Origin of the sequence: Actinomycetospora sp. NBC_00405, from assembly GCF_036044095.1 — a bacterium.
Lineage (GTDB): Bacteria > Actinomycetota > Actinomycetes > Mycobacteriales > Pseudonocardiaceae > Actinomycetospora > Actinomycetospora callitridis.
Genome location: NZ_CP107938.1, coordinates 983,111 through 1,005,109, shown reverse-complemented (window position 1 = coordinate 1,005,109; position 21,999 = coordinate 983,111). Strand labels below are relative to the sequence as shown.

20 protein-coding genes are annotated in these 21,999 nt (G+C 75.9%); 14 read left to right on the top strand and 6 right to left on the bottom strand.

Annotated features, from left to right (window positions below):
• Positions 1 to 61: 61 nt before the first annotated feature.
• From OG774_RS04950 to OG774_RS04910, 9 genes are all read left to right on the top strand, one after another.
• Entirely contained in the window at positions 62 to 1,834 is a 1,773-nt protein-coding gene (locus OG774_RS04950; RefSeq protein ID WP_328307246.1) for a serine/threonine-protein kinase, read from the top strand.
• Positions 1,835 to 1,894: 60 nt separating this feature from the next.
• The gene (locus OG774_RS04945) at positions 1,895 to 2,890 is read left to right on the top strand and encodes a helix-turn-helix transcriptional regulator (RefSeq protein WP_328307244.1); all 996 of its coding nucleotides are present in this window, start codon (positions 1,895 to 1,897) and stop codon (positions 2,888 to 2,890) included.
• Positions 2,887 to 3,870, top strand: coding sequence for a helix-turn-helix transcriptional regulator (locus OG774_RS04940; protein WP_328307242.1), 984 nt, complete (start codon positions 2,887 to 2,889; stop codon positions 3,868 to 3,870). The genes OG774_RS04945 and OG774_RS04940 overlap by 4 nt, the downstream gene beginning before the upstream one ends.
• A gap of 120 nt (positions 3,871 to 3,990) precedes the next feature.
• Positions 3,991 to 4,224, top strand: coding sequence for a hypothetical protein (locus OG774_RS04935; protein ID WP_328307240.1), 234 nt, complete (start codon positions 3,991 to 3,993; stop codon positions 4,222 to 4,224).
• Positions 4,221 to 4,499 (top strand): Sec-independent protein translocase subunit TatA, encoded by a 279-nt coding sequence (gene tatA / locus OG774_RS04930; protein ID WP_274194790.1) that lies wholly within the window; start codon positions 4,221 to 4,223, stop codon positions 4,497 to 4,499. Before OG774_RS04935 ends, tatA begins: the two co-directional genes overlap by 4 nt.
• Before the next feature lie 94 nt (positions 4,500 to 4,593).
• Entirely contained in the window at positions 4,594 to 5,547 is a 954-nt protein-coding gene (tatC, locus tag OG774_RS04925) for a twin-arginine translocase subunit TatC (protein WP_328307238.1), read from the top strand.
• A 38-nt stretch (positions 5,548 to 5,585) separates the two neighbouring features.
• The gene (locus tag OG774_RS04920; protein ID WP_328307236.1) at positions 5,586 to 8,420 is read left to right on the top strand and encodes a DEAD/DEAH box helicase; all 2,835 of its coding nucleotides are present in this window, start codon (positions 5,586 to 5,588) and stop codon (positions 8,418 to 8,420) included.
• Between the two features lie 4 nt (positions 8,421 to 8,424).
• Positions 8,425 to 9,429 carry a DUF4333 domain-containing protein gene (locus OG774_RS04915; protein ID WP_328307234.1) on the top strand — a complete coding sequence of 335 codons (1,005 nt, stop codon included), beginning with the start codon at positions 8,425 to 8,427 and terminating at the stop codon, positions 9,427 to 9,429.
• Positions 9,429 to 9,842 (top strand): MmcQ/YjbR family DNA-binding protein, encoded by a 414-nt coding sequence (locus OG774_RS04910; RefSeq protein ID WP_328307232.1) that lies wholly within the window; start codon positions 9,429 to 9,431, stop codon positions 9,840 to 9,842. Before OG774_RS04915 ends, OG774_RS04910 begins: the two co-directional genes overlap by 1 nt.
• Positions 9,843 to 9,848: 6 nt before the next feature.
• Here the strand turns inward: OG774_RS04910 and OG774_RS04905 are convergent, their stop codons facing one another.
• Both OG774_RS04905 and OG774_RS04900 read right to left on the bottom strand, forming a co-directional pair.
• The gene (locus tag OG774_RS04905; protein WP_328307230.1) at positions 9,849 to 10,820 is read right to left on the bottom strand and encodes a 5'-3' exonuclease; all 972 of its coding nucleotides are present in this window, start codon (positions 10,818 to 10,820) and stop codon (positions 9,849 to 9,851) included.
• A gap of 95 nt (positions 10,821 to 10,915) precedes the next feature.
• The gene (locus OG774_RS04900) at positions 10,916 to 12,889 is read right to left on the bottom strand and encodes a DUF2339 domain-containing protein (protein ID WP_328307228.1); all 1,974 of its coding nucleotides are present in this window, start codon (positions 12,887 to 12,889) and stop codon (positions 10,916 to 10,918) included.
• A gap of 135 nt (positions 12,890 to 13,024) precedes the next feature.
• Here OG774_RS04900 and OG774_RS04895 point away from each other — a divergent pair, with 135 nt between their 5' ends.
• The 4 genes from OG774_RS04895 to OG774_RS04880 all read left to right on the top strand — a co-directional run bounded on the left by OG774_RS04895 (position 13,025) and on the right by OG774_RS04880 (position 16,775).
• On the top strand, positions 13,025 to 13,231 hold the full coding sequence (locus OG774_RS04895) for a hypothetical protein (protein WP_133828686.1): 207 nt from the start codon (positions 13,025 to 13,027) through the stop codon (positions 13,229 to 13,231).
• A gap of 72 nt (positions 13,232 to 13,303) precedes the next feature.
• Complete coding sequence (locus OG774_RS04890) at positions 13,304 to 14,428, top strand: M24 family metallopeptidase (RefSeq protein WP_328307226.1); 1,125 nt, start codon at positions 13,304 to 13,306, stop codon at positions 14,426 to 14,428.
• Entirely contained in the window at positions 14,422 to 15,999 is a 1,578-nt protein-coding gene (gene lnt, locus OG774_RS04885; protein WP_328307223.1) for an apolipoprotein N-acyltransferase, read from the top strand. The genes OG774_RS04890 and lnt overlap by 7 nt, the downstream gene beginning before the upstream one ends.
• Positions 15,996 to 16,775 (top strand): polyprenol monophosphomannose synthase, encoded by a 780-nt coding sequence (locus OG774_RS04880; protein WP_328307221.1) that lies wholly within the window; start codon positions 15,996 to 15,998, stop codon positions 16,773 to 16,775. Before lnt ends, OG774_RS04880 begins: the two co-directional genes overlap by 4 nt.
• Positions 16,776 to 16,895: 120 nt before the next feature.
• On the opposite strand, the gene OG774_RS04875 is transcribed toward OG774_RS04880, so the two are convergent.
• Together OG774_RS04875 and OG774_RS04870 are read right to left on the bottom strand one after the other, a co-directional pair.
• Complete coding sequence (locus tag OG774_RS04875; protein WP_274190467.1) at positions 16,896 to 17,240, bottom strand: RNA polymerase-binding protein RbpA; 345 nt, start codon at positions 17,238 to 17,240, stop codon at positions 16,896 to 16,898.
• A 223-nt stretch (positions 17,241 to 17,463) separates the two neighbouring features.
• Positions 17,464 to 18,267 carry a glycerophosphodiester phosphodiesterase family protein gene (locus tag OG774_RS04870; RefSeq protein ID WP_442873944.1) on the bottom strand — a complete coding sequence of 268 codons (804 nt, stop codon included), beginning with the start codon at positions 18,265 to 18,267 and terminating at the stop codon, positions 17,464 to 17,466.
• Between the two features lie 185 nt (positions 18,268 to 18,452).
• Here OG774_RS04870 and OG774_RS04865 point away from each other — a divergent pair, with 185 nt between their 5' ends.
• Positions 18,453 to 19,316: a hypothetical protein gene (locus tag OG774_RS04865; protein WP_328307217.1), complete on the top strand. Its 864-nt coding sequence runs from the start codon at positions 18,453 to 18,455 to the stop codon at positions 19,314 to 19,316.
• 99 nt (positions 19,317 to 19,415) lie between these two features.
• Here the strand turns inward: OG774_RS04865 and ligD are convergent, their stop codons facing one another.
• Complete coding sequence (ligD, locus tag OG774_RS04860) at positions 19,416 to 20,849, bottom strand: non-homologous end-joining DNA ligase (RefSeq protein WP_328307215.1); 1,434 nt, start codon at positions 20,847 to 20,849, stop codon at positions 19,416 to 19,418.
• Positions 20,850 to 20,858: 9 nt separating this feature from the next.
• Complete coding sequence (locus OG774_RS04855) at positions 20,859 to 21,980, bottom strand: extracellular catalytic domain type 1 short-chain-length polyhydroxyalkanoate depolymerase (RefSeq protein ID WP_328307213.1); 1,122 nt, start codon at positions 21,978 to 21,980, stop codon at positions 20,859 to 20,861.
• Between the last annotated feature and the right edge of the window lie 19 nt (positions 21,981 to 21,999).

Sequence of the window (21,999 nt, the reverse complement as noted above, 5' to 3'; positions counted from 1 at the left end):
CCAGCACGCACCGCCCCAGCACGCACTGCCCGACGACGCCCGAGGACGGCACGAGAACTCGATGCAGCACCAGCCCCGCACCTCCCGCCTGCACCGCCCGGTGGCGGCGCCGAGCACGATGCACGACGCCGCACCGGTGCCGGTCGACGCGTCCGTGGCCGGCACGGTGCTCGGCGGCCGGTACCGGATCGGCGAGTGCATCGGCGCCGGCGCGATGGGTGTCGTCTGGACGGCCTGGGACCGGCGTCTGCGGCGCACCGTCGCCGTCAAGCAGCTCGCGGACGGCGGCCACCGCGACGCCACCGAGGAGCGCGTCGCCCGGGCCCGCGCGATGCGCGAGGGCCGGATCGCGGCGCGCGTCGTGCACCCGCGCGCCATCGCGGTGTTCGACGTCGTCGTGGATGACGCAGGCCCGTGGCTGGTCATGGAGTACCTGCCGTCGCGCTCGCTCGCGGCGCTGATCGCCGAGCACGGGCCGCTCGAGCCCGCCGAGGCCGCCTGGGTGGGCGCGCAGGTGGCCGACGCGTTGGGCGCCGTCCACGAGGCGGGCATCGTCCACGGCGACATCAAGCCCGGCAACGTCCTCATCACCGACGACGGCGTCGCGAAGATCACCGACTTCGGCGTCTCGCGGGCCACGTGGGACACCACGGCCACCGGCGGCGGCACCGTCGCGGGCACCCCGGGCTACTTCGCCCCGGAGGTCGCCCGTGGCGGCGACCCCACGCCGGCCTCCGACGTCTTCTCCCTCGGCGCCACGCTCTACGCCGCGGTCGAGAACGAGTTGGTGTGCGGGCACCACGACAACACCCTCGCCGTGCTCCACGCCATGGCGGAGGGCAAGCTCCGACCGGCCACCCGCGCCGGCGTGCTCGGACGCCCCCTCGCCGCGATGTTGCGCCTCGACCCTGCCCACCGGCCCGGCATCGGCGCCGTCGAGCGGGCCCTGCGCAGCCGCGGGACGGCCCCGTTCGTCCCGGCCCCGCGCGAGGCCGCGGTGCCCGCCCCGCGGGTGACCGGCACCGCCGAGGTCCCGGTGCCGGCTCCGTCGGACGAGGAGCCGGGGGAGGACGCGCCCGCCGAGGGCGCGCCCGCCGTCGCGCCGACCCCGTCCGTGACCGGCCCGTCGGAGGCCGTCGCCGCCGGCCCCGCCGCGCGTCCGGCCGACGTGCGCCCCACCGATCTGCGCCCCACCGATCTGCGTCCCATCGAGGTGCGGCCCGCCGACGTGCGCCCACGGCGCACCTCGCGCGGCGGCTCCGACCGCAGCCGTCCCTCGCGCTTCGGCTCCCGCCGGGTCGCCGTCGCGGCCGCGGCCTCGGGCGCCGTCCTGGCCGTCGGCGTCGGGGTGGCGGTGGCCGTCGGGACCGGCGACCGGACGCCCCCGCCCGTCGCCGCGCCCGCAGAGCCCGCCCTGTCCTCCGAGGCGCCCGCCGACCCGCTCGGCGGCGGCTCCCCGGCGTCCCCGACCCCCACCCCGCGGGTCGCGGAGCCGCTCTCGCCGGCGGATCCGGCGGCGCCCGGAGACCCCGGGACCGTGGTCGTGGACTACTACTCGTCGCTGCCCGGCGACATCGACGGCGCCTGGGGGGTGCTCTCGGACCGCGCCCGTGACGAGTCGGGCGGCTACGACGAGTACCGCAGCTTCTGGACCGGGATCCGCGAGGTCCGGGCGACGAACGTGGCGGTGCGGCGCGACACGGTCACCGCCGACATCGAGTTCACCACCGCGAGCGGGCGCACCAGCCGCGAGAGCTACCGCTTCGAGGTCGACCGCGACGACGACGGCCAGGTGCGGATCGAGCGGGCGCAGCGCAGCTCGGACTCGATCTGATCCGACTCGCCGGGGCACCGGCGTTCGAACACCTGCGCGAGGGGCCGTAGGCTGCCCGGGGTGACGACCAGCCCGTCCGCACGCGCCGAACGCCTGGTCAACCTCGTGCTCTGCCTGCTCTCGACGCGCCAGTTCCTCAGCGCGGAGCGCATCCGGGCCACGGTGCCGGGCTACGCCGACGTCGCGTCCGACGAGGCGTTCTTCCGGATGTTCGAGCGGGACAAGGCCGAGCTGCGCGAGCTCGGGGTGCCGCTGGAGACGGGGCGGTCCTCGATGGCCGAGCCCGTCGACGGCTACCGGATCGCCCGCCGCGACTACGAGCTGCCCGACATCGACCTGGCCCCCGACGAGGCGACGGCGGTCGCGCTGGCCGCGCGGCTGTGGGACTCGCCGGCGCTGGCGGGGGCCGCGCGCACGGCGCTGCAGAAGCTGCGGGCGGCGGGGATCGCGGTCGACCCGGACGCCGCGTCGGCGGTGCAGCCCCGGCTGCGCGCCACCGAGCCGGCGTTCGCGCCGCTGCTGGCCGCGAGCCGCGCGGGCCGCGTCGTCACCTTCACCCACCGGTCGAACCCCTCCGCCGACGCCCGGACACGCACGGTCGAGCCGTGGGGCGTCGTGTCCTGGCGCGGCCGCTGGTACCTCGTCGGCCACGACCGCGACCGCGACGACGTCCGCTGCTTCCGGCTCTCGCGCATCGGCGACGACGTCCGGGCCATCGGGCCGCGCGGGGCGGTGACGCCGCCCCCGGACGTCGACCTCGTCGCGCTCGTCGCCGCTTCCGCGGGTCCGCCGCCGCCCACCGGCCTGGCCCGCATCCGCCTCACCCCGGGACGCGCGGAGGGCCTGCGGCGCGGCGCCCGGCCCGATCCCGGCGGCGACCCGGACGTCGTGGAGATCGACCTCTCCCGCGTCGACACCGCCGCCCGCTGGGTCGCCGGCCACGGCCCCGACGCCGTCGTCCTCGAGCCCCCCGAGCTGCGGGACGCCGTGGTGGCGCTGCTGCGGGGGTCGCTGGACCGTGCCCCCGAGGCCGCCGACGCCGGGAGCCCGCGGTGACCGCCGGGGTGGCCGAGCGGCTGCCGCGCCTGCTCACGCTCGTGCCCTACCTGCTCGCCCGGCCCGGGATCGCCGTGGCCGAGGCGGCCGCGGACTTCGGCGTCGCCGAGGCCCAGCTGCGGCGCGATCTCGAGCTGCTCTGGATGTGCGGGCTCCCGGGGTACGGGCCGGGCGACCTGGTCGACCTCTCGTTCGAGGGCGACACCGTGACCGTCACGTTCGACGCCGGCATGCGCCGTCCGCTGCGCCTGTCCGGCGACGAGGCCGCGACGCTGGCCGTGGCGCTGCGGGCGCTGGCCGACGCGCCCGGGGTGGTGGACGCCGACGCGGTGCAGCGGGCGCTCGCGAAGATCGAGGACGCTGCCGGCCGGGTCGGCACGAGGACCGAGCTCCCCGCCGAGCCCGAGGGCGTCGCCGTCGGCCTCGGCCGCGCCCCGGGCCGGGCGGAGGACGCGGTGCGGCGCGGGGTCGAGACGGGCCGCGCGCTGCGTCTGACCTACTACTCGGCGTCCCGCGACGCCGTCGGCCGCCGCGTCGTCGACCCGATGCGCCTGCTGCTCGTCGACGCCTCGGTGTACCTGGAGGCGTGGTGCCGCCGCGCCGAGGGCGTGCGGCTCTTCCGGCTGGACCGCGTCGACGACGCGGAGGTCCTCGACGAACCCTCCGCCCCGCCGCCCGGGGCCCGCGGCCGCGAGGGGTCGGGGGACGACCTGCTGCGCCCCGACGACGGCGCCCACGTCGCCGCCCTCGTGCTGCGCCCTGCCGCCCGCTGGGTGGCCGAGTACTACCCGGTCGAGGACCTGCACGCCGACGACGACGGCTCGGCGCGGGTGACCATGCGCTACGGCGACCGCGACTGGATGGTCCGCCTGCTGCTCGGCCTGGGCGACGCCGTCGAGGTCCTGGCCCCGCCGGACCTGGTCGAGGCCCGCCGCGCCCGGGCCCGGGAGGCCCTGGCGGCGTACGGCGAGGGCGCCTGACGGTGATCAGGAGGGCGCCGGGCACCGGAACGGCGACGATGAGGTGCCCCCGTGCACTGCTGATCTCCGTGCCGACGGGCGTTCACCGCAGGGTCACGACGCCGGGTTAGGGTCGGCGCCGTGCCGTACCTGTGGAGCATCGTCGCGGTGGTCGCCGCGGTGGTCGTGCTCGGCCTGGTCGTCGTCGCCGCGCTCAAGCCGGTCAAGCGGTTCGCCCTCGTCGCGGGCGTCGCCCGGGAGCAGCTCGGCCGGGAGGCCGGGATGCTCACGGCGCGTACCGCCGCGCTGCGGGTCCGGCTCGAGCAGCGGCGCAGGCGTAGCATCAGCAGCACCGTGGAAGGAGCCACACCGTGAGCGAATGGGTCATCATCGCGATCGTGGGCGTGGTGCTGCTCTTCAGCGCCAAGAAGCTGCCCGACATGGCACGCGGCCTCGGGCAGTCCATGCGCATCTTCAAGGCCGAGACCCGCGGGCTGAAGGAGGACGAGCAGGCCGCCAAGCCCGGCGAGGCCTCCGGCACGCCGCAGGCTCCGGGTCGCGCGCTGGACGAGGGCTCGTCGGGCACGAACGGCGTCGCGCCCTCGTCGCCGGACGCCACCCCGACCACGCGGCCCGGCTCCACCTCCTGAACCCTCGATGACTGCGTCCTCCGGGTCGCGTGCCCGGTGGTGGCGCGGTCTGCGCCGGCCCGGGTCACGCCGTCGTGCCAATCCCGACGGCACGATGACGCTCGTCGAGCACATCTACGAGCTGCGACGACGCCTCGCGGTCGCGCTGCTGGCCGTCGCGATCGGCACGGCGCTCGGGTTCTTCTGGTACACCGCCTACCCGTTCGGGCTGCCGTCGCTGGGGCAGATCCTCACCGAGCCGTACTGCGCGCTGCCGCCGGAGAACCGCGTGCAGCTCGGGGGCGGCCAGGAGTGCCGCCTCGTCGCGTTCGGGGTGTTCGAGCAGTTCACCCTGCGGCTCAAGGTCGCGGCCACCGCCGGGGTCCTGATGTCGAGCCCGATCTGGTTCGCCCAGCTCTGGGGCTTCATCACGCCGGGCTTGTACGCGAAGGAGAAGCGCTTCGCGTACACGTTCGTGAGCCTCGCGGTGGTGCTGTTCAGCGCCGGCGCGGTGCTCGCGTACTTCGTCGTCACCCAGGCCCTGCAGTTCCTGTTCACCGTCGGCGGCGACATCCAGACCACCGTGCTGCGGGGCTCCGACTACTTCAGCCTGCTCCTCGCCCTGTTGATCATCTTCGGGGTGAGCTTCGAGCTGCCGCTGCTGGTGGTGATGCTCAACCGCGTCGGGATCGTCTCCTACGCCCAGCTCTCGAGCTGGCGGCGAGGGCTGGTCTTCGGGCTGTTCGTGTTCGCCGCGCTCGCGACGCCGGGGCAGGACCCGATCTCGATGCTCGCCCTGGGTGTCTCGCTGGTGCTGCTGCTCGAGCTCGCCATCCAGGTCGCGCGGGTGCACGACAAGCGCGAGGCCCGACGACGACTGGAGCAGGGCTGGAGCCAGATCCCGGACTGGAAGGGCCTCGACCCCGATCAGCCCTCACCGCTGGACGACCGCCTGGGCTCGTCGACGCCCGCGCCCGCGCCGGCCCCGCGCATCGAGCCGCTCCCCCCGGCGTCTCCGGCCCCCGATCGGGGCAGCGACGGCTCGACCGACCGGTGGGACGCCACCTGATCCGGCGGCGCCCCGTCCGGGTGTGACACTGTGGAGACGTGGCCACTCGCTCTCCTGCCGAGGCCTACGAGCAGGCTCGCACCCGCTCCTCGCACCCCCAGCTCTCGCGGTTCGCCGCCGAGCTGTCGTTCGAGCTCGACGACTTCCAGCGGCAGTCCTGCCTGGCCCTCGAGCAGGGTCACGGCGTCCTGGTCTGCGCGCCGACGGGCGCGGGCAAGACGGTCGTGGGCGAGTTCGCGGTGCACCTCGCCCTGGCCCGCGGCCAGAAGTGCTTCTACACGACGCCGATCAAGGCACTGTCGAACCAGAAGTACACCGACCTGGTCGAGCGCCACGGCGCCGACGCGGTCGGGCTGCTGACCGGCGACGCGGCGATCAACGGCTCGGCCCCGGTGGTGGTCATGACCACCGAGGTGCTGCGCAACATGCTCTACGCGGAGTCGCCGGCGCTCGAGGGTCTCGCCTACGTCGTCATGGACGAGGTGCACTACCTCGCCGACCGCTTCCGCGGCGCGGTGTGGGAGGAGGTCATCCTCCATCTGCCCCAGCACGTGCAGATCGCGTCGCTGTCGGCGACGGTGAGCAACGCCGAGGAGTTCGGCGACTGGCTCGTCACCGTCCGCGGCGACACCACCGTCGTCGTCGACGAGACCCGTCCGGTGCCGCTGTGGCAGCACATGGTGGTCGGGCACCGGATGTTCGACCTGTTCGCCGAGGAACGGCGCGGCGGCACGACGGCGCTCAAGGTCGACCCGACGCTCGTGCGCGCCGTCGCCGAGGTCGACCGCGGGCCCTCGATCCGGGGCGGGCGCGCGCGGTCCGGGCCTCCCGGCCGTGGCGGACGCCCGGGTGACCGGCGCGGCGGGCCGGCACGTTCGGGGCCGCCGGGACGCGGCGGGGGATCGGGCTTCCGGCCGCCGTCGCGCGTGGACGTGATCGAGCGCCTCGACGCCGCCGGGCTCCTGCCCGCGATCACCTTCATCTTCAGCCGGGCCGGGTGCGACGCCGCGGTGACGCAGTGCGTGCGCTCCGGGCTGCGGCTGACGGGCCCGGACGACGCGGCCGTCATCCGCGAGGTCGTCGAGCGCAAGACCGCGGGCCTGCCCGAGGCCGACCTCGACGTCCTGGGCTACTGGGAGTGGCGCGAGGGCCTCGAGCGCGGCGTCGCGGCCCACCACGCGGGCATGCTGCCGGCGTTCAAGGAGACCGTCGAGGAGCTGTTCGTCCGTGGCCTCGTGCGGGCGGTGTTCGCCACCGAGACGCTCGCGCTGGGCATCAACATGCCCGCGCGGACCGTCGTGCTCGAGAAGCTCGTGAAGTACAACGGCGAGGCCCACGTCGAGCTGACGCCGGGGGAGTACACGCAGCTCACCGGCCGGGCGGGCCGGCGCGGCATCGACGTCGAGGGCCACGCGGTGGTGCTCTGGGTGCCCGGCGTCGACCCCGAACAGGTCGCCGGCCTCGCCTCGACCCGCACGTACCCGCTGCGCTCGTCGTTCCGCCCCGGCTACAACATGGCGGTCAACCTCGTCGACCGCGTCGGGGTCGAGAGCGCCCGCGAGCTGCTCGAGCAGTCGTTCGCGCAGTTCCAGGCCGACCGCAGCGTCGTCGGGCTGGCCAAGCGCCTCGAGCGCAACCGCGAGGCCCTCGCCGGCTACGCCGAGGCCGCCGGCGGGCACTCCGGCGACGAGGACGACTTCCGGTCCTTCGCCGAGTACATGGACCTGCGCCGCCGGGTGACCGAGCGCGAGAAGCTCCTGTCGCGCCAGGGCCGGTCGGCGCAGAAGGCCGAGGCCGCGGCGTCGCTCGAGGCGCTCAAGCCGGGCGACGTCATCGCCGTCCCAGGTGGGAAGCGCGCCGGGCTGGCCGTCGTGCTCGACCCCGGCATCGACCGCAGCCCCCGCGACCAGGAGCCGCGCCCGCTCGTCCTCACCGAGGACCGGTGGGCCGGGCGACTCTCGCTCGCCGACTTCCCCGAGCCCGTCGCGGCGCTCGGCACGATGAAGCTGCCGCGCAGGATGGACCACCGCGTCCCGCGGCTGCGGCGCGATCTCGCCAACGCGCTGCGCGAGACGGGGATCGAGCCGCCGACCCGCTCGGGGTCGGCCCGCCGCCGTCGGGGCGCCGAGAACGAGGACCCCGAGCTCGCGTCGCTGCGCCGCGCGCTGCGCGCCCACCCGTGTCACGGGCTGGCCGACCGGGACGATCGCTCGCGGTGGTTCGAGCGCTACCAGCGCCTCGAGCGCGAGACCGAGCAGCTCCAGGACCGCGTGCGCTCGACGACGCACTCGCTCGCCCGCACGTTCGACCGCATCCGCGGGCTGCTCGGCGAGCGCGGCTACCTCGACGACGAGGACGTCACCGAGAACGGGCGTCGGCTCTCGCGGCTGTGGGGGGAGTCCGACCTCCTCGTCGCCGAGTGCCTGCGCCACGGCGTGTGGCGCGGGCTCGGGCCGGCGGAGATCGCGGCGGTGGCGTCGTCGCTGGTCTACGACAGCCGCCGCGACGACGGCGGCGTGCCCCGCGTGCCCGAGGACGCCACGTCGGCGGTCGAGCAGACGGTGGCCCTGTGGCACGACCTCGTTGCCGACGAGCGGCGCCACCGCCTCGACCGCACCCGCGAGCCCGACCTCGGCTTCGCGTGGCCGGTGCACCGGTGGGTGCGCGGCGACTCGCTCGCGGTCGTGCTCGCCGGGGCCACCTCGCACGGCACCGAGCTGTCCGCGGGAGACTTCGTGCGCTGGTGCCGGCAGGTCGTCGACCTGCTCGACCAGATCCGCGCCGTCGCCGGCAACGAGGACACCGTGGGCCGGGCCGCGGGCGACGCGGTGCGCGCCATCCGGCGCGGTGTCGTCGCCGTGGGGGAGGGCTAGGGCCGTGAGCACGCCGCCGGAGGAGCCGAGCGCCCGGCCGGAGTCGCCCTGGGCGCCGCCCGCGGCGGGGGGCACGGAGGGCTCGCAGGCGGAGCGTTCCGCGGACGACCCGAAGCCGAACGGTGCAGGGCCGGACGCTCCGGCTCCCGAGAGTGCGGCCACCCGCGACGACACCCCGCCCGAGGGGCTGCCCGGGCAGACGGGGCCGGCGACCGCCGGCGAGCCGAGCCCGTGGGCGCCGCCCGGCGGCCCGGCGCCACAGCAGCAGGCCGGCCGGCAGCCCGGCCCGACCGAGCAGCCCTGGGCCCCGCCGTCCGGCCAGCCCACGGGGTACGGCCAGCCGAGCTACGGGCAGCAGCCGGGGTACGGCCAGCCGAGCTACGGGCAGCAGTCGGGGTACGGCCAGGCCGGCTACGGCCAGCCCGGCCAGCAGACCGCCGCCTGGGGTCCGCCGGGCCCGGGGCCGCAGGAGGGCTACGGGCGGCAGGGCTACGGACAGCAGGCCTACGGACAGCACCAGGGCCACGGCCCCCAGCCCGGCTACGGCCCGACCGGCTACGTCCAGCAGCCCGCACCCGGCCCCGGGCCGAACCCGACGTCGGTGTGGGCGGCACCCGGCACCGGGACGGGGTGGGGCCGGCCGGGCCCTGGCTGGGGCGGCCCGTACCCGCCGCAGCCCCGCAAGCCCTTCCCCTGGAAGGCGGTGGGCCTGGTCGTCGCGGCGCTCATCGTGATCGCGCTGATCGTGCTGGGGCTCCTGGCGTTCTTCGTCGGGCCACGGTTCGCGCGGGTCGACGTGCTCGACGCGGACTCGGTGACACAGGGCGTCACGCGGGTGGTCACCGAGGACTGGCGCCGCCAGATCACCGGCGTCACCTGCCCGTCGGACCAGGAGGTGCGGCCCGGGGCGACGTTCACCTGCTCGGCGACCGTCGACGGCCGGCCCGCCCAGGTGCCCGTCTCGATCATCGACGCGAGCGGCACCTACTCGGTCGGGCAACCACGCTGATGGCGACGCTCGACGACGTCCGCCGTCTCGCACTGGCCCTGCCGCGCACCGACGAGACCGTGTCCTGGGGCTCGGCGAGCTGGCAGGTGTCCAAGAAGGGCTTCGTCTGGGAGCGCCCGCTGCGCCGCTCCGACGAGGCCGCCCTGGAGGCCGCGGGCGTGCCGCTGCCCGAGGGCGACGTGCTCGGCGTGCGGGTGGCCGATCTCGGCGTCAAGGAGGCGCTGATCGCCGACGACCCCGACGTCTACTTCACGACGCCGCACTTCGACGGGTTCCCCGCGGTGCTGGTGCGCCTGGAGCGGATCGGGGTCGACGAGCTGCGCGAGCTGGTGCAGGACGCCTGGGTCGACCGCGCGCCGAAGACCGTCGCGAAGGCCTGGCTCGCCGAGCAGGACCGCGGCCAGGACGGCTGACCGGCCCTACTCGCCCCGCAGCGCCGAGACGAGCCGGTCGACCGAGCCGGTGAGGTTCCAGCGCTCGGCGAGGGCCGCGAGCGCGTCCGGGTCCGCGGGCTCGTGGGGGAGGGTGCGCCGCTCGCCGGTCCAGTCGATCGGGGCGTCGGGGGCGACGCGGACGACCTCGGGCGCGACGACGAGGTACTCGCCCGCCCGCGCCATCTTCGCGCGCACGGCGGAGGACATGCGGGTGTCGGAGCGGTCGAGCACCGCGGAGATCATCTCGTCCCACGACCCGAACTTGGAGATCACCTGCGCCGCGGTCTTCTCCCCGATGCCGGCCACACCGGGGAGTCCGTCCGAGGGGTCGCCACGCAGCATCGCCATCTCGGCGTAGCCGTCCCCGGCGCGGGCGACGGGCACGCCGTAGCGTGCGGCGACGTCCTCCGGTCCGTAGAGCTCGTACTTCGACACCCCGCGGGCGATGTAGACGATGCGGGTCGGGGCGGGCTCGTCGCGGACGAGCTGCAGCAGGTCCCGGTCGCCGCTCACCACCTCGATGGCGTCGGTGGTCTCGGTGGCGCACAGGGTGCCGATGACGTCGTCGGCCTCGTAGCCCTCGGCCCCCGCGGTGGGGATCCCGGCGGCGGCGAGCGCCTGCAGGATGATCTCGACCTGCGGCCCGAGCTCGGGCGGCGCGGCCTCGGCGTCGGGGGCGCCGCCGACGGGGGAGGACGGGTCGCCCATCGTGGGGTCGACCCGGTGGGCCTTGTAGGACGGGATCGCCCGCACGCGGAACGCCGGGCGCCAGTCGCGGTCGAGGCACGCGATCACGGCACCGGGGCGGCGCTCGCGGACCAGGCGGGCGACCATGTCGCAGAACCCGCGGGCCGCGTTCACCGGCGTGCCGTCCGGCGCGGTCAGGGTGGCCGGGACCCCGTAGAAGGCCCGGAACCACAGGCTGGCCGAGTCGAGCAGCATCACCGGCGCGTCCATGAGCGGCAGCTTCCCACTTGTGGCGACGCGCTCGTGCGCGCCTGCCCGTGTCCCGACACGGACGGGCGCGCGCGAGCCCGGGAGGACGCAGCCGGTCACGCCTCCGGCCGGCGACCGCCGCCCGCCGGGGGGCCGACCTCCGACGAGCCGGCCGGACCGGGCCCGGCGGACGCGCCGTCCGCACCGGACGCTCCCGGTGCGGCGGCGACGGCCTTGGCGTAGCGCGACCCGGCCGCGAGCAGGACGAGGCCGGCGCCGAGGAACGCCGCGACGCGGGCGAGGCCGTCGAGGGCGGTGAGGTCGAAGGTCACGAGCTTCACCACCGCGGCGATCACCAGCACGCCGCCGAGCACCCGCGAGAGCGAGTCCTTCAGGCCCCGCGCGAGCAGGACCAGCGCGATCGCGGTCCACGACACCGTCACCAGGACGTGTCCGACGAGGAACGCGTCGCGGGTCGGCGAGACCAGCAGCGCGGTGGTCACGACCGCACCGGCCGCCCCGTAGAGCGCGACGACGCCGAGCAGGCCGGCGGCCGTCGCGGCCCGGCCGCGGTCGCGCAGCCACCCGAGCCGCCCCAGGGCGACCAGGCCGACCAGGGCGACGGCGGAGAGCAGGAGGTAGACGACGAGGGCGGCGGCGAGCTCGCCGACCGCACCCGCCGTCACGGCGCCGCCCGGCAGGGTGACGACGAACGGGCGGGCCGGGAAGCTCGCGACGAGCTCCATCGGCGCGTCCAGCCCGAGCGCGACCAGACCCCCGACGGCGCCCAGCACGGCGGCGGCGAGCAGCGGGCCGGCCCGGCGGGTCACCGCCGCGGCGACACCGAGCACGAGGGCCTCGGCGAGCAGGGGCAGCGACAGCGGGCCGGAGCCCATGGCGAGGACGGTCGCGACCAGCAGCGCGCCGGTGGCGCCGGCCCCGGCGACGAGCGCGAGCGCGCGGTGTCCGGCCTCCGGCGTCCCGGCGGTGGCGCGGTCGAGCGCGACCACGGCGAGCAGCAGGGCGACCGCGACCCCGCCGGCGACGAGGGTGCCCGGGACGCGGGCCAGGCCGATGCTGACGAGCAGGACGGGCAGCACCGGGGCCCCGAGCACGGCGGTGGCCGTCACCCGGCCGGACGCGCCGAGCAGGATGGCCGAGACGCCGCCCGCGACGAGGACCGCGAGCACCGCGACGGTGGTGGCGAGGTGGGTGTCGGGGGCGCCGGCGAGCAGCCTGATCGCGGCGCCGAGGGCCGCGACGGTCGAGATGACGGCGGCGGTCGTCGCGACGGCCGGCCAGGTGCGACGGCGCGCGACGAGCACGGCGGCGACCTGGGCGCCGAGCACGAGGGCGACGAGCGTGGGCGTCGGTCCGCCGACGACCAGGGGAGCGGCCAGCCCGGCGGCGATGAGCACGCCGAGGGCGAGGCCCTGGTGGCGCCAGTGGTCGGCCAGCACCAGCCCGCCGGCGGTGACCGCCAGGGCGAACGGGGCGCCGAGTGCGAGGGGGAGGAGCCCGAAGAGGGCGACGGCGGCGGCGACCGTGAGGAAGAGCGTCGCCACGCCGGTCGCGGCGAGGGCGACCGCGGCGGTCGGCACCGCCGGGGCCGGGGCCGGGTCGTCGGCGCCGCCGGCCCGACGCCGCACGCGAACCCCGATCCCGACCAGGGCCAGGCCGAGCACGGCACCGCCGATCACCCGCGCCTCGGGTCCGAACCAGCCGCGCCCGGCGGCGAGGACGAGCAGCAGCACGACACCGAGCACCGTCGTCGCCGCGCCGGTGACCGCGAGCAGCTTGGCCGGCGACCAGGCGGCGCGGGGGGCACGGGGCGGGCGGGGCACGCGCGGGGGACGAGCCGGCGGCGAGGGAGGCCCCCAGCCCGGGGGCGGTGGGGCCCACGCGACCGGCGGGCCCCAGGGTCCGGGCGGCGGGGGAGCCGGCAGGGGTGCCGGCGCCGGGGCGGTCGGCCGCGGGGCGCTCTGCAGCGTCAGGAGGGTCGTGCGGATGCGGTCCACCTCGCGGGCCACGCCCGCGAGGTCGTCACCGAGGCGGGCGACGAGCGCGTCCTGCGGCACCGGGGTGTTCATGGCACGGAGCCTGGCCTGCCGCGACCGGCCCGCCCAGGGGAGGACTACTCAGTCCGGAGGATGAGTATCGCGTGACTCCCGCGACGAGCGGGCACAGGCCGGTTGCCAGTCCCACACACCGGAGGGAGACCCACCATGGGTGACATCGCGTCCAAGCTCGACAAGGAATACGAGACCAAGTCCGCGCAGGAGATCGCCGACGCACCGGTCGCCGCCCTGCAGGGCGTGAGCGAGAGCGACGCCGAGAAGCTCAAGGAGGCGTTCAACATCAAGACCGTGCGCGACCTGGGCACGAACAAGTACTTCCTCTGGGCGCAGGCGTTCGCGAAGCTCGCCGAGTGATCCCGCGGGTGCGCCCCGGGCCTGACCCGGGGCGCACCCCGCACGGCCCCGCCTGTCCTAGGCTCGGCGACCATGAGCAGCACCCTCGCGTCCGACCGCGTGACGGCCCGGCTCGAGCGCGCCCGGGCCGCCGCCCGGCAGGCCGGGGTCGACGCCCTGGTGATCACGCCCGGGCCCGATCTCCAGTACCTCACGGGCGTCGTCAAGCACTCCCACGAACGGCTCTCGGCCCTGCTGCTGCCCGTCGACGGCGACGCCGCGTTCGTCGTCCCGACGCTGGAGCGCCCCGGCCTCGACGGCACCGCCGTCGACGCGATGGAGACGCTGACCTGGACCGATGGCGTCGACCCGCACGCCCTGGCCGCCTCCCGGCTCGCCACATCCCGTATGGGCGGCGCCCGACGCGTCGCGGTGGTCGCCGACATGCCCGCCCTGCACGTCCTCGGCCTGCGTGACGCCTTGCCGGCGGCCTCGCTCGAGCTGGCGACCCCGGTGCTGCGCGAGCTGCGCATGCGCAAGGACGACGTGGAGGTCGACGCGCTGCGCCGGGCCGGCGCGGCCATCGACGCCGTGCACGCCCGCGTCCCGGGCTGGCTCGTGGCCGGACGCACCGAGGCCGAGGTCGGCGCCGACATCACCGCGGCGATCCTCGAGGAGGGCCACACCGAGGCGGCGTTCGTCATCGTGGGCTCCGGGCCGAACGGCGCGAGCCCGCACCACGAGGTGTCCGACCGGGTGATCCGGGCGGGCGACGTCGTCGTCGTCGACATCGGCGGGCCGCTGCCGGAGGGCTACAACTCCGACTCCACGCGCACCTACGTGGTGGGGGAGCCCGGCGACGAGGTCCGCGACGTCTACGCGGTGCTCCAGCGCGCCCAGGCGGCGGCGGTCGCCGCGGCGCGCCCCGGCGTCACCGCCGAGAGCGTCGACGAGGCCGCCCGCGCGATCATCCGGGACGCCGGGCACGGCGAGTACTTCGTGCACCGCACCGGGCACGGCATCGGCCTCGAGGTGCACGAGGAGCCCTACATCGTGGCCGGCAACGACCTCGTCCTCGAGCCGGGCATGGCCTTCAGCATCGAGCCGGGAATCTACTTCCCGGGGCGCTGGGGTGCCCGCATCGAGGACATCGTCGTGGTCACCGACGACGGCTGCGAGCCGGTGAACCGGCAGCCCCACGACCTGCTCTCGTGCTGACGGCCCACCCCGAGCCCGCCCGGACGACACCCGCACGCTCCGCGCGGAGCGCCGTCTGGCTGCGTCTGCTCGGCGCGGTCGTGGCGGGGCTCCTGCTCTACGTCGCGTTCCCGCCGTTCGGCGCCTGGTGGGCCGCGCCGCTGGGCCTCGCCCTGGTCGTCGCCGTCGTCGACGGGTGCCGGGTGCGGAGCGCGTTCGGGCTCGGGGCACTCGTCGGCGTCGCCTACCAGCTGCCGCTGCTGAACTGGACCGGCGAGTACGTCGGCGCGGTCTGGCTGCTCCTGCTCGTCGCCCTCGTGGTGGTGGTCGCCGTCCCGGTGGCGCTGTTCCCGCTGGTGACGCGTCTGCCCGGCGCGCCGGTGTGGGTGGCGTGCGTCTGGGTGGCGGGCGAGGCCCTCATCGAGCGGTGGCCCTTCGACGGCTTCCCCTGGGCGAAGGTCGCGTTCGGCCAGCCCGGCGGGCTGTTCGCCCCGCTGGCCTCGCTGGGCGGCGCGCCCCTGGTGAGCTTCGCCGTGGCGCTGTCCGGGGCCGGCCTGTGGGCCCTCGTGCGCGCACTGCGCCCCCCGCGGCGTCCCCGCGCGGCGGCGGGCGCCCTGGTCGCCGTCCTGCTCGGGCCCCTCGTAGGCCTCGCGACGCTGCCGTCGGTGCGCGCCGACACCCCGGGCCCCGCGATCACGGTGGCAGCCGTGCAGGGCAACGTCCCGCGCGCGGGCCTCGACTTCAACGCCCAGCGCCGGGCCGTGCTCGACAACCACGTCGCGCAGACCCGCCGCCTCGCCGACGACGTCCGCGCGGGCCGGACCCCGCGGCCCGACCTGGTGATCTGGCCCGAGAACGCCTCGGACATCGACCCGATCCGCAACGCCGACGCCGCCCGGGAGATCCGGGCCGTGACCGACGAGATCGGGGTGCCGGTGGTGGTCGGCGCCGTGCTGTCCGGCACCCGCGGCCCGGACGGCACGCTGGTCCAGGGGCCACGCAACGCCTCGATCGTCTGGGTGCCGGGTCAGGGCCCGGGCGCGACGTACGTGAAGCGCCACATCCTCCCGTTCGGCGAGTACATCCCGCTGCGCGGCGTCGCCGAGCTCGTCTCGCCGCTGGTCGACCGCGTCACCGACTTCGAGCCCGGCACCGGGACGGGCGTGCTGCCCGCAGGCCCGGCCCGGCTCGGCGTCGTGACCTGCTACGAGGTCGTGTTCGACGACTCCGTGCGCGACGCCGTCCGCGGCGGGGCCGACCTGCTCACGGTGCCCACGAACAACGCGACCTTCGGGTACAGCGACATGACCTACCAGCAGCAGGGGATGTCGCGGCTGCGTGCGATCGAGCACGACCGCGCCGTCGTCATCGCCGCCACGAGCGGGCAGAGCGCGATCGTGGCGCCCGACGGGACGCTCGTCGCGCGCACCGGGCCGCTGTTCACGCCAGGGCTGCTCGTCGAGACGGTGCCGCTGCGGACGACGACGACGCTCGCCACGCGGCTGGGGCCCGGCCCGGAGTGGGGGCTGGTCGCGCTGGGCCTCGCCGCGGTGGCCGTGGGGCTGGTGCGGAGCCGGCGGGACGCCGCGTGACCGGACCGCGTCCGGACGGGGCCGACGTGCTGGTCACCGTCCCCACCTACAACGAGCGCGAGAGCCTCCCCGGCCTCGTCAGGCGGCTGCTCGACACCCTGCCCGCGCTGCGGATCCTCGTCGTCGACGACGGCAGCCCCGACGGCACCGGGGCGCTCGCGGAGTCGATCGCCGCGACCGACGCCCGCGTCCGGGTGCACCACCACGCGCCGCGGGCCGGTCTCGGCGCCGCCTACGTGGACGCGTTCGGCGCCGTGCTGGACGGCGGGTGCGCCGGCTTCGCCGAGGGCGTCGGCTGGATCGTGCAGATGGACGCCGACGGCTCGCACGCCCCGGAGGAGCTGCCCCGTCTGCTGGCGGCGGCCCGGGACGCCGACGTCGTCCTGGGCTCCCGCTACGTGCCCGGCGGCGGCACGGAGGGCTGGGCGTGGCACCGGCGCCTGCTCTCCCGCGCGGGCAACGTCTACTCGCGCCGGGCGCTGCGGCTCTCGCTGCACGACGTCACCGGCGGCTACCGCTGCTTCCGGCGCGGTGCGCTCGCCGAGGTGGGCATGGCGACGGTCGCCTCGGAGGGCTACTGCTTCCAGGTCGACGTCGCGTTCCGCGTGCAGCGGGCGGGGATGCGGGTGCGCGAGGTCCCGATCACGTTCGTCGAGCGCGCCCACGGCGAGTCGAAGATGAGCGGCGCCGTCGTCCGCGAGGCGCTGTGGCGGATCACGTCCTGGGCCGTGCGCGACCGGGCTCGACGCCGGCGGGCGCGGCCCCGCCGACCGTGATCTTCGGTGATCCACGGAAGAACACGGACACTCAGTGTCTGCGACGGCACGCCGCTGACACTTGAGGACACACGAAAGGCCGCCCCGGCGGCGCCGGGACGGCCTTGCGATGTGAGCTCCTCAGGCGCTCTCGGAGCGACGCTCCTTGAGCAGGCCGAGACGCTCGTCGAGCAGCTCCTCGAGCTCGGGCACCGAACGGCGCTCGAGCAGCATGTCCCAGTGGGTACGCGGGGGCTTCGACTTCTTCTGCTCGGGCTCGGTGCCGTCGATCCGCTTGCCCTCGTCGCCGTGGAGGCGGCACTCCCAGGTCACGGGCGCCTCGGCGTCGTCCGAGAACGGCACCTCGAAGTCGTGGCCCTTGGGGCAGCGGTACGCGAAGGAACGGCGGGGGGCGAGGTCGTGGTCGCGGTCGGTCTCGTAGCTGACAGCGCCGAGACGGCTGCCACGGAGGACGCGGTCGGCCATGATGGTGTCCTTTCCTCGACTGCGAGTGCACCCGAGGACGCACGGCCTCCGGGCACGCGTGGGTCAACGCCGCACCAACGCGGTTCGTTCCCGCGATGCCCGCCGTTCACCCCGTGCGTGACCCGACTCACGGGTGCACACCGGCCACGGAGTACCCCGACCGGCGCACCTCCACACGGTATCGGGTCGTGCGCGATGAATTGCGTGCCATCCGGATCTCCGGTCAGGCCGGCGTGGTCCACGCCCCCCGGGTGACGAGCACGTCGCGCAGCAGATCGGGCCGGTCGGTCATGAGCCCGTCGACGCCGAGGTCGAGCAGGCGGTGCATCTCGGAGGTCCGGTCGACCGTCCAGACGTGCACCTCGATCCCGAGCGCGTGCGCCGCGGCGACCATGGCGGGGTCGATCACCGTCAGGGCACCGAACCGCACCGGCAGCTGCGCGAGGTCGCCGTGTACCCGGAGCACGCGGTCCAACGGGCGCCGGAGCATCCACGGCGTCACGGCCCGACCCCGCAGGCGCAGCGCCGAGCGGCTCGCGAGCCCGGTGACGACGCGATCGCCGAACCGCGCGCGGACGGCCTGCAGTCGGCTCTCGTCCATGCTGGCGACGGCCACCCGCTCGGCCACCTCGTCGCGTTCGAGCAGACGGAGCATCGGCGCGACGGTGCCCGGCGCCTTGAGGTCGACGTTGAAGCGCGTGTCCGGCAGCGCCTCGAGCACCTCCTCGAGCCGCGGCAGCGGCTCGCGCCCACGCAGCCGCACGCCGGCGAGGTCGGCCCACGGCATCGTGCTCAGCACCCCGGGATGGCCGGCGATGCGGCGCAGGGTCGCGTCGTGGTGCACGACGAGGACGCCGTCCACGGTGGCGTGGACGTCGGTCTCGACGTGGGTGTAGCCCTCCTCGGCGGCCCGCCGGAAGGCGGCCAGCGAGTTCTCCAGGCCCTCGAGCTCGCCGATGTGCCAGCCGCGGTGCGCGAAGGCGCGCGGTGTCCGTCCGGCCAGGTACGGGTGCTGCGCCGGGGTCACGCTCGCGGAGTCTGCCCGCTGGACGGCCATCCCGCGCACCACACCCGATCCGGGGCTCGTTCCCCGGATGGGTGCTGCGCAGCGCCGTGACCCGTGACACGTTTCGGTGGGGGCACGGGCCACCGTGGAGGCGTTCGTACACATGCAGTAGTCTCGGCGATCACGCTGGGCTGAGGGGAGCGCAGATGCCGAAGGGGTCGGGGGGTGAGCCCTCCTGGTGGTCGTCCGGGTCCGTCCCCGACGACCTCCCGAGCTGGGCCCGCCGTGGCCTCGACGAGGCCCCCGAGGAGCTCGCGCCCTCGCCGCCGCCCCCGCGGTCCCGGCACCGCCGGCGCGGCGCTGCTGCCCCGGTCGCTGCCGGTGGCTCGCACCGTCTCCGGGGCTGGGGACTGGCCGCCGCCTCGGTCGCCGCGGCCGCCGCCGTGGTCCCGCTGGCCGTCTCGACGCTGGCGAACAACGGCGGGAACACCGCCCTGCCGCGCGTCGGCACCTTCCCGGTCGTCGCCCCGGGCACGCTCCCGGACGGCGCCGTGCCCCCCGGCACGGGCACCCGCGGCCCGCAGCCGGGCTCGCCGGCCGACGCCTCGGTGCTCCCGCCGCTGCAGGACCCGAGCGTGGCGCTCGCCGAGCCCCCGCGCACCGTCACCGTCGCGCCGCGGGTGCTGGCCCGCGACGCCGAGGACGAGACCACGACGCCGTCGACGCGCCGCACCACGACGACCTCCGCGGCCGAGGACGACGACGAGACCACGGCCGGCGGCAGCACCGGCGAGACCCAGACGCCCCGTGACACCGACGATGACGAGGGTTCGGGCGGCGGCTCCGGCGGCGGCTCAGACTCCGACGGGGGCTCGGGCGGCGGCTCCGGCTCCGGCTCTGGCTCCGGCGGGGGCGGCGGCTCGGGTGGCTCCGAGGGCGGCGGCGGGTCCGGCAGCGGCGGCGGGTCCGGCTCGGGCTCCCGCGGTGGCGGGATCGTCGGCGGGCTCGGGGACACCGTCGGCGGTGTGGTGAACGGCGTCGGCCGCGTCACCAACCGCGTGCTCGGCTGAGAGGCCCACTGGGAGCTCTCCATCTCGATCTCCCGATAGTGCTGTGGGAGTTCCAGCACTGACGGCACTCCCGAGAGATCGAGATGGAGAGGTCGCGACTCAGCTCGCCGACGGCTTCTCCGGCAGGTCGGGGCGCTCGACACCCTCGCCGAGCGCCCCGGCGTAGAGGTCGCCCTCGGCCTCGACGCGGGCCAGCACGTCCGCGGGGGAGAAGGTCAGCTCCCGGACCTCGGTCGCCGCGGTCACCTCGTCCCACGTCAGCGGCGTCGACACCGTCGGCGCGCCGTTCGCCGCGCGGGCACGCATCGAGTACGGCGCGACGGTGGTCTTCGCCGTGTTGTTCTGGCTCCAGTCGACGAAGATCTTCCCGCGCCGCCGGTCTTTGGCCATGATCGCGGTGACCGAGCGCGGGGTCTCGCGGGCCAGGAGCTCGGCCACGTTCTTCGCGTAGGCGGACGTGCGCCCCGGGTCGCCGACCCGCACCGCGGCGCTGACCTGCATGCCCTTGCTACCGCTGGTCTTCGGGCAGGGCGTGAGCCCGTCGGCGACGAGGACGTCGCGCAAGCGCTCGGCCAGGCGCGCGCAGTCGACCACCGTGGTGCCCTCACCGGGGTCGAGGTCGAACACCAGCTCGTCGGGCGGCTGGACGACGTCGTCGTCGTCGACCCGCCACTGCGGCACGTGCAGCTCGAGCACCGCGAGGTTGGCGAGGTAGACCAGCGTCGCGACCTCCTCGACCACCACGAAGTTGGCCGTCGTCGTGCCCCGGCTGCTGCCGGGGGTGGGGACCTCGACGCTGCGCAGCCACTCCGGCGCCTTGGCTCCCGCGTTCTTCTCGTAGAACGACGGGGCGGAGATGCCGTCGGGGAACCGCCGCAGCGTCAGGGGCCGGCCGGCGAGGTGGGGGAGGATCGTGTCGGCGACCCGGGCGTAGTAGTCGATCACCGACGCCTTGGGGACGTCGGGGTAGAGCTCCTTGTCGAGGTTGGACAGGCGCAGCGACCGGCCGCCCACCGCGACCCGCGGGGACTGCGCCGCCTTGTTCCGCGCCGGCGCCGGGGCGTCGGACTTCCGGCGCTGGACGAGCCAGTCCTTCTCGTCGTGGTCGCTCCTGCCGTCCCGGTCCGGCTTGAAGAAGACGAACCGGCCCTCCAGCCGCTCGCCGTGCAGCGTCACCGCGACCTCGGTGTCCGACCACTTCTCGACCTCGTAGCGCCCGGAGTCCCAGATCGTCATGGCCCCGCCGCCGTACTCGCCGGCGGGGATCTCGCCGTGGAACTCCAGGTACTCCAGCGGGTGGTCCTCGGTGTGCACCGCGAGCCGGGGCGCTCCGGGCTTGTCGGGCAGCCCCCGGGGCACCGCCCAGCACACGAGCACGCCGTCGCGCTCGAAGCGCACGTCGTAGTGCAGGCGGCGCGCGTGGTGCTCCTGCACGACGAAGCGCTCCCCGGCGGGGGTGTCCCCGACCTCCCCGAACGGCTCCGGCGTGCGCGCCGGATCCCGCTTCGCGTTGTACTCGGAGAGGTCGGGCATGCCGGATATCTACCCGACCTCGCGGTCCTGGTGCACCCCGGTCCCGGTGAACCCGAAGAACGCGAACATCGCCGCGGCGGTGTCGGGCCCCGTGGGGTCGGCGTACTTCTCCCCGGCGCGGCCCCCGGACCAGTCGTGGCCCATGCCGTGCACCGTCCACGACTCCGCGAGCACCCGTCCGCCCGGCTCCGACCAGCGCTCCCGCGTCCAGCCGCGCCCGCCCTCGGTGCGCCCGGTCTCGCGGACGTGCTCGGTGGTGCCCTTCGCGACGAGCGCCGCCCGCACCACGGCCTCGCCGTTGCCGACCGCGACGGTGCGGTCGGCGTCGCCGTGCACGACGATCAGCGGGACCGGTCCGGCGTCCGTCACCGTCCGGGGCGGGCTGGACATCGCCGCGAACGCCGAGCCCACGTCGCGTGCCGCGCCGTGGGGGAGCCCCGAGTGCACGCCGGCCCCGCAGAACAGGTCCGGGTAGGTCGCCGCCATCACCGCGGCCATCGCCGCGCCCGCGGAGAACCCGGCGACGGCGACGCGCGCCGGGTCGACGCCGTGCTGCGCGGTCACCTCACGGGTCACGGCGGCGATCATCGCGGGCTCACCGGCGTCGCGGGCCTGGTCGCCGGGGCGGAACCAGTTCCAGTAGCCCATCGCGTTCGCCGACCGCGACTGCTCGGGGTAGGCGACGACGACACCGGCCCGTTCGGCCGCCTCGTCCATCCCGGTGCAGGCGGCGAACGCGTCGGCGTCCTGGGTGCCGCCGTGCAGCATCACCAGCAGCGGGGCGCCGGTGCGGGCACCGGTGGGGACGTAGAGGCGGTAGGCCAGCCCGCCGGCCGAGCCGCGGGTGACGGTGCCCGGTGCGCGGTCGGACGTCCGGGCGCCGGCGGGTCGTTGTCCCGGCATCGAGAAACCGCCCGGCATCGAGAAACCACCCGGCATCGAGCTCGTCGGCATCGTGAAGGCCGGCATCGAGCCCTCGCTCATCGGCAGGCCGCCGCCGAGGCGCTCCTGCAGGGCGGACGTCGCCTCCATGAGCCGGCCCGAGCGCATCAGGCGCGCGGCCTCGCTCGTCCCGTTCACGGCCGTCCCGGCGCGCAGGGTGTCGCGGATCAGCTTGGCGGTACGGAACACGGTGCCTCCAGGGACAGCG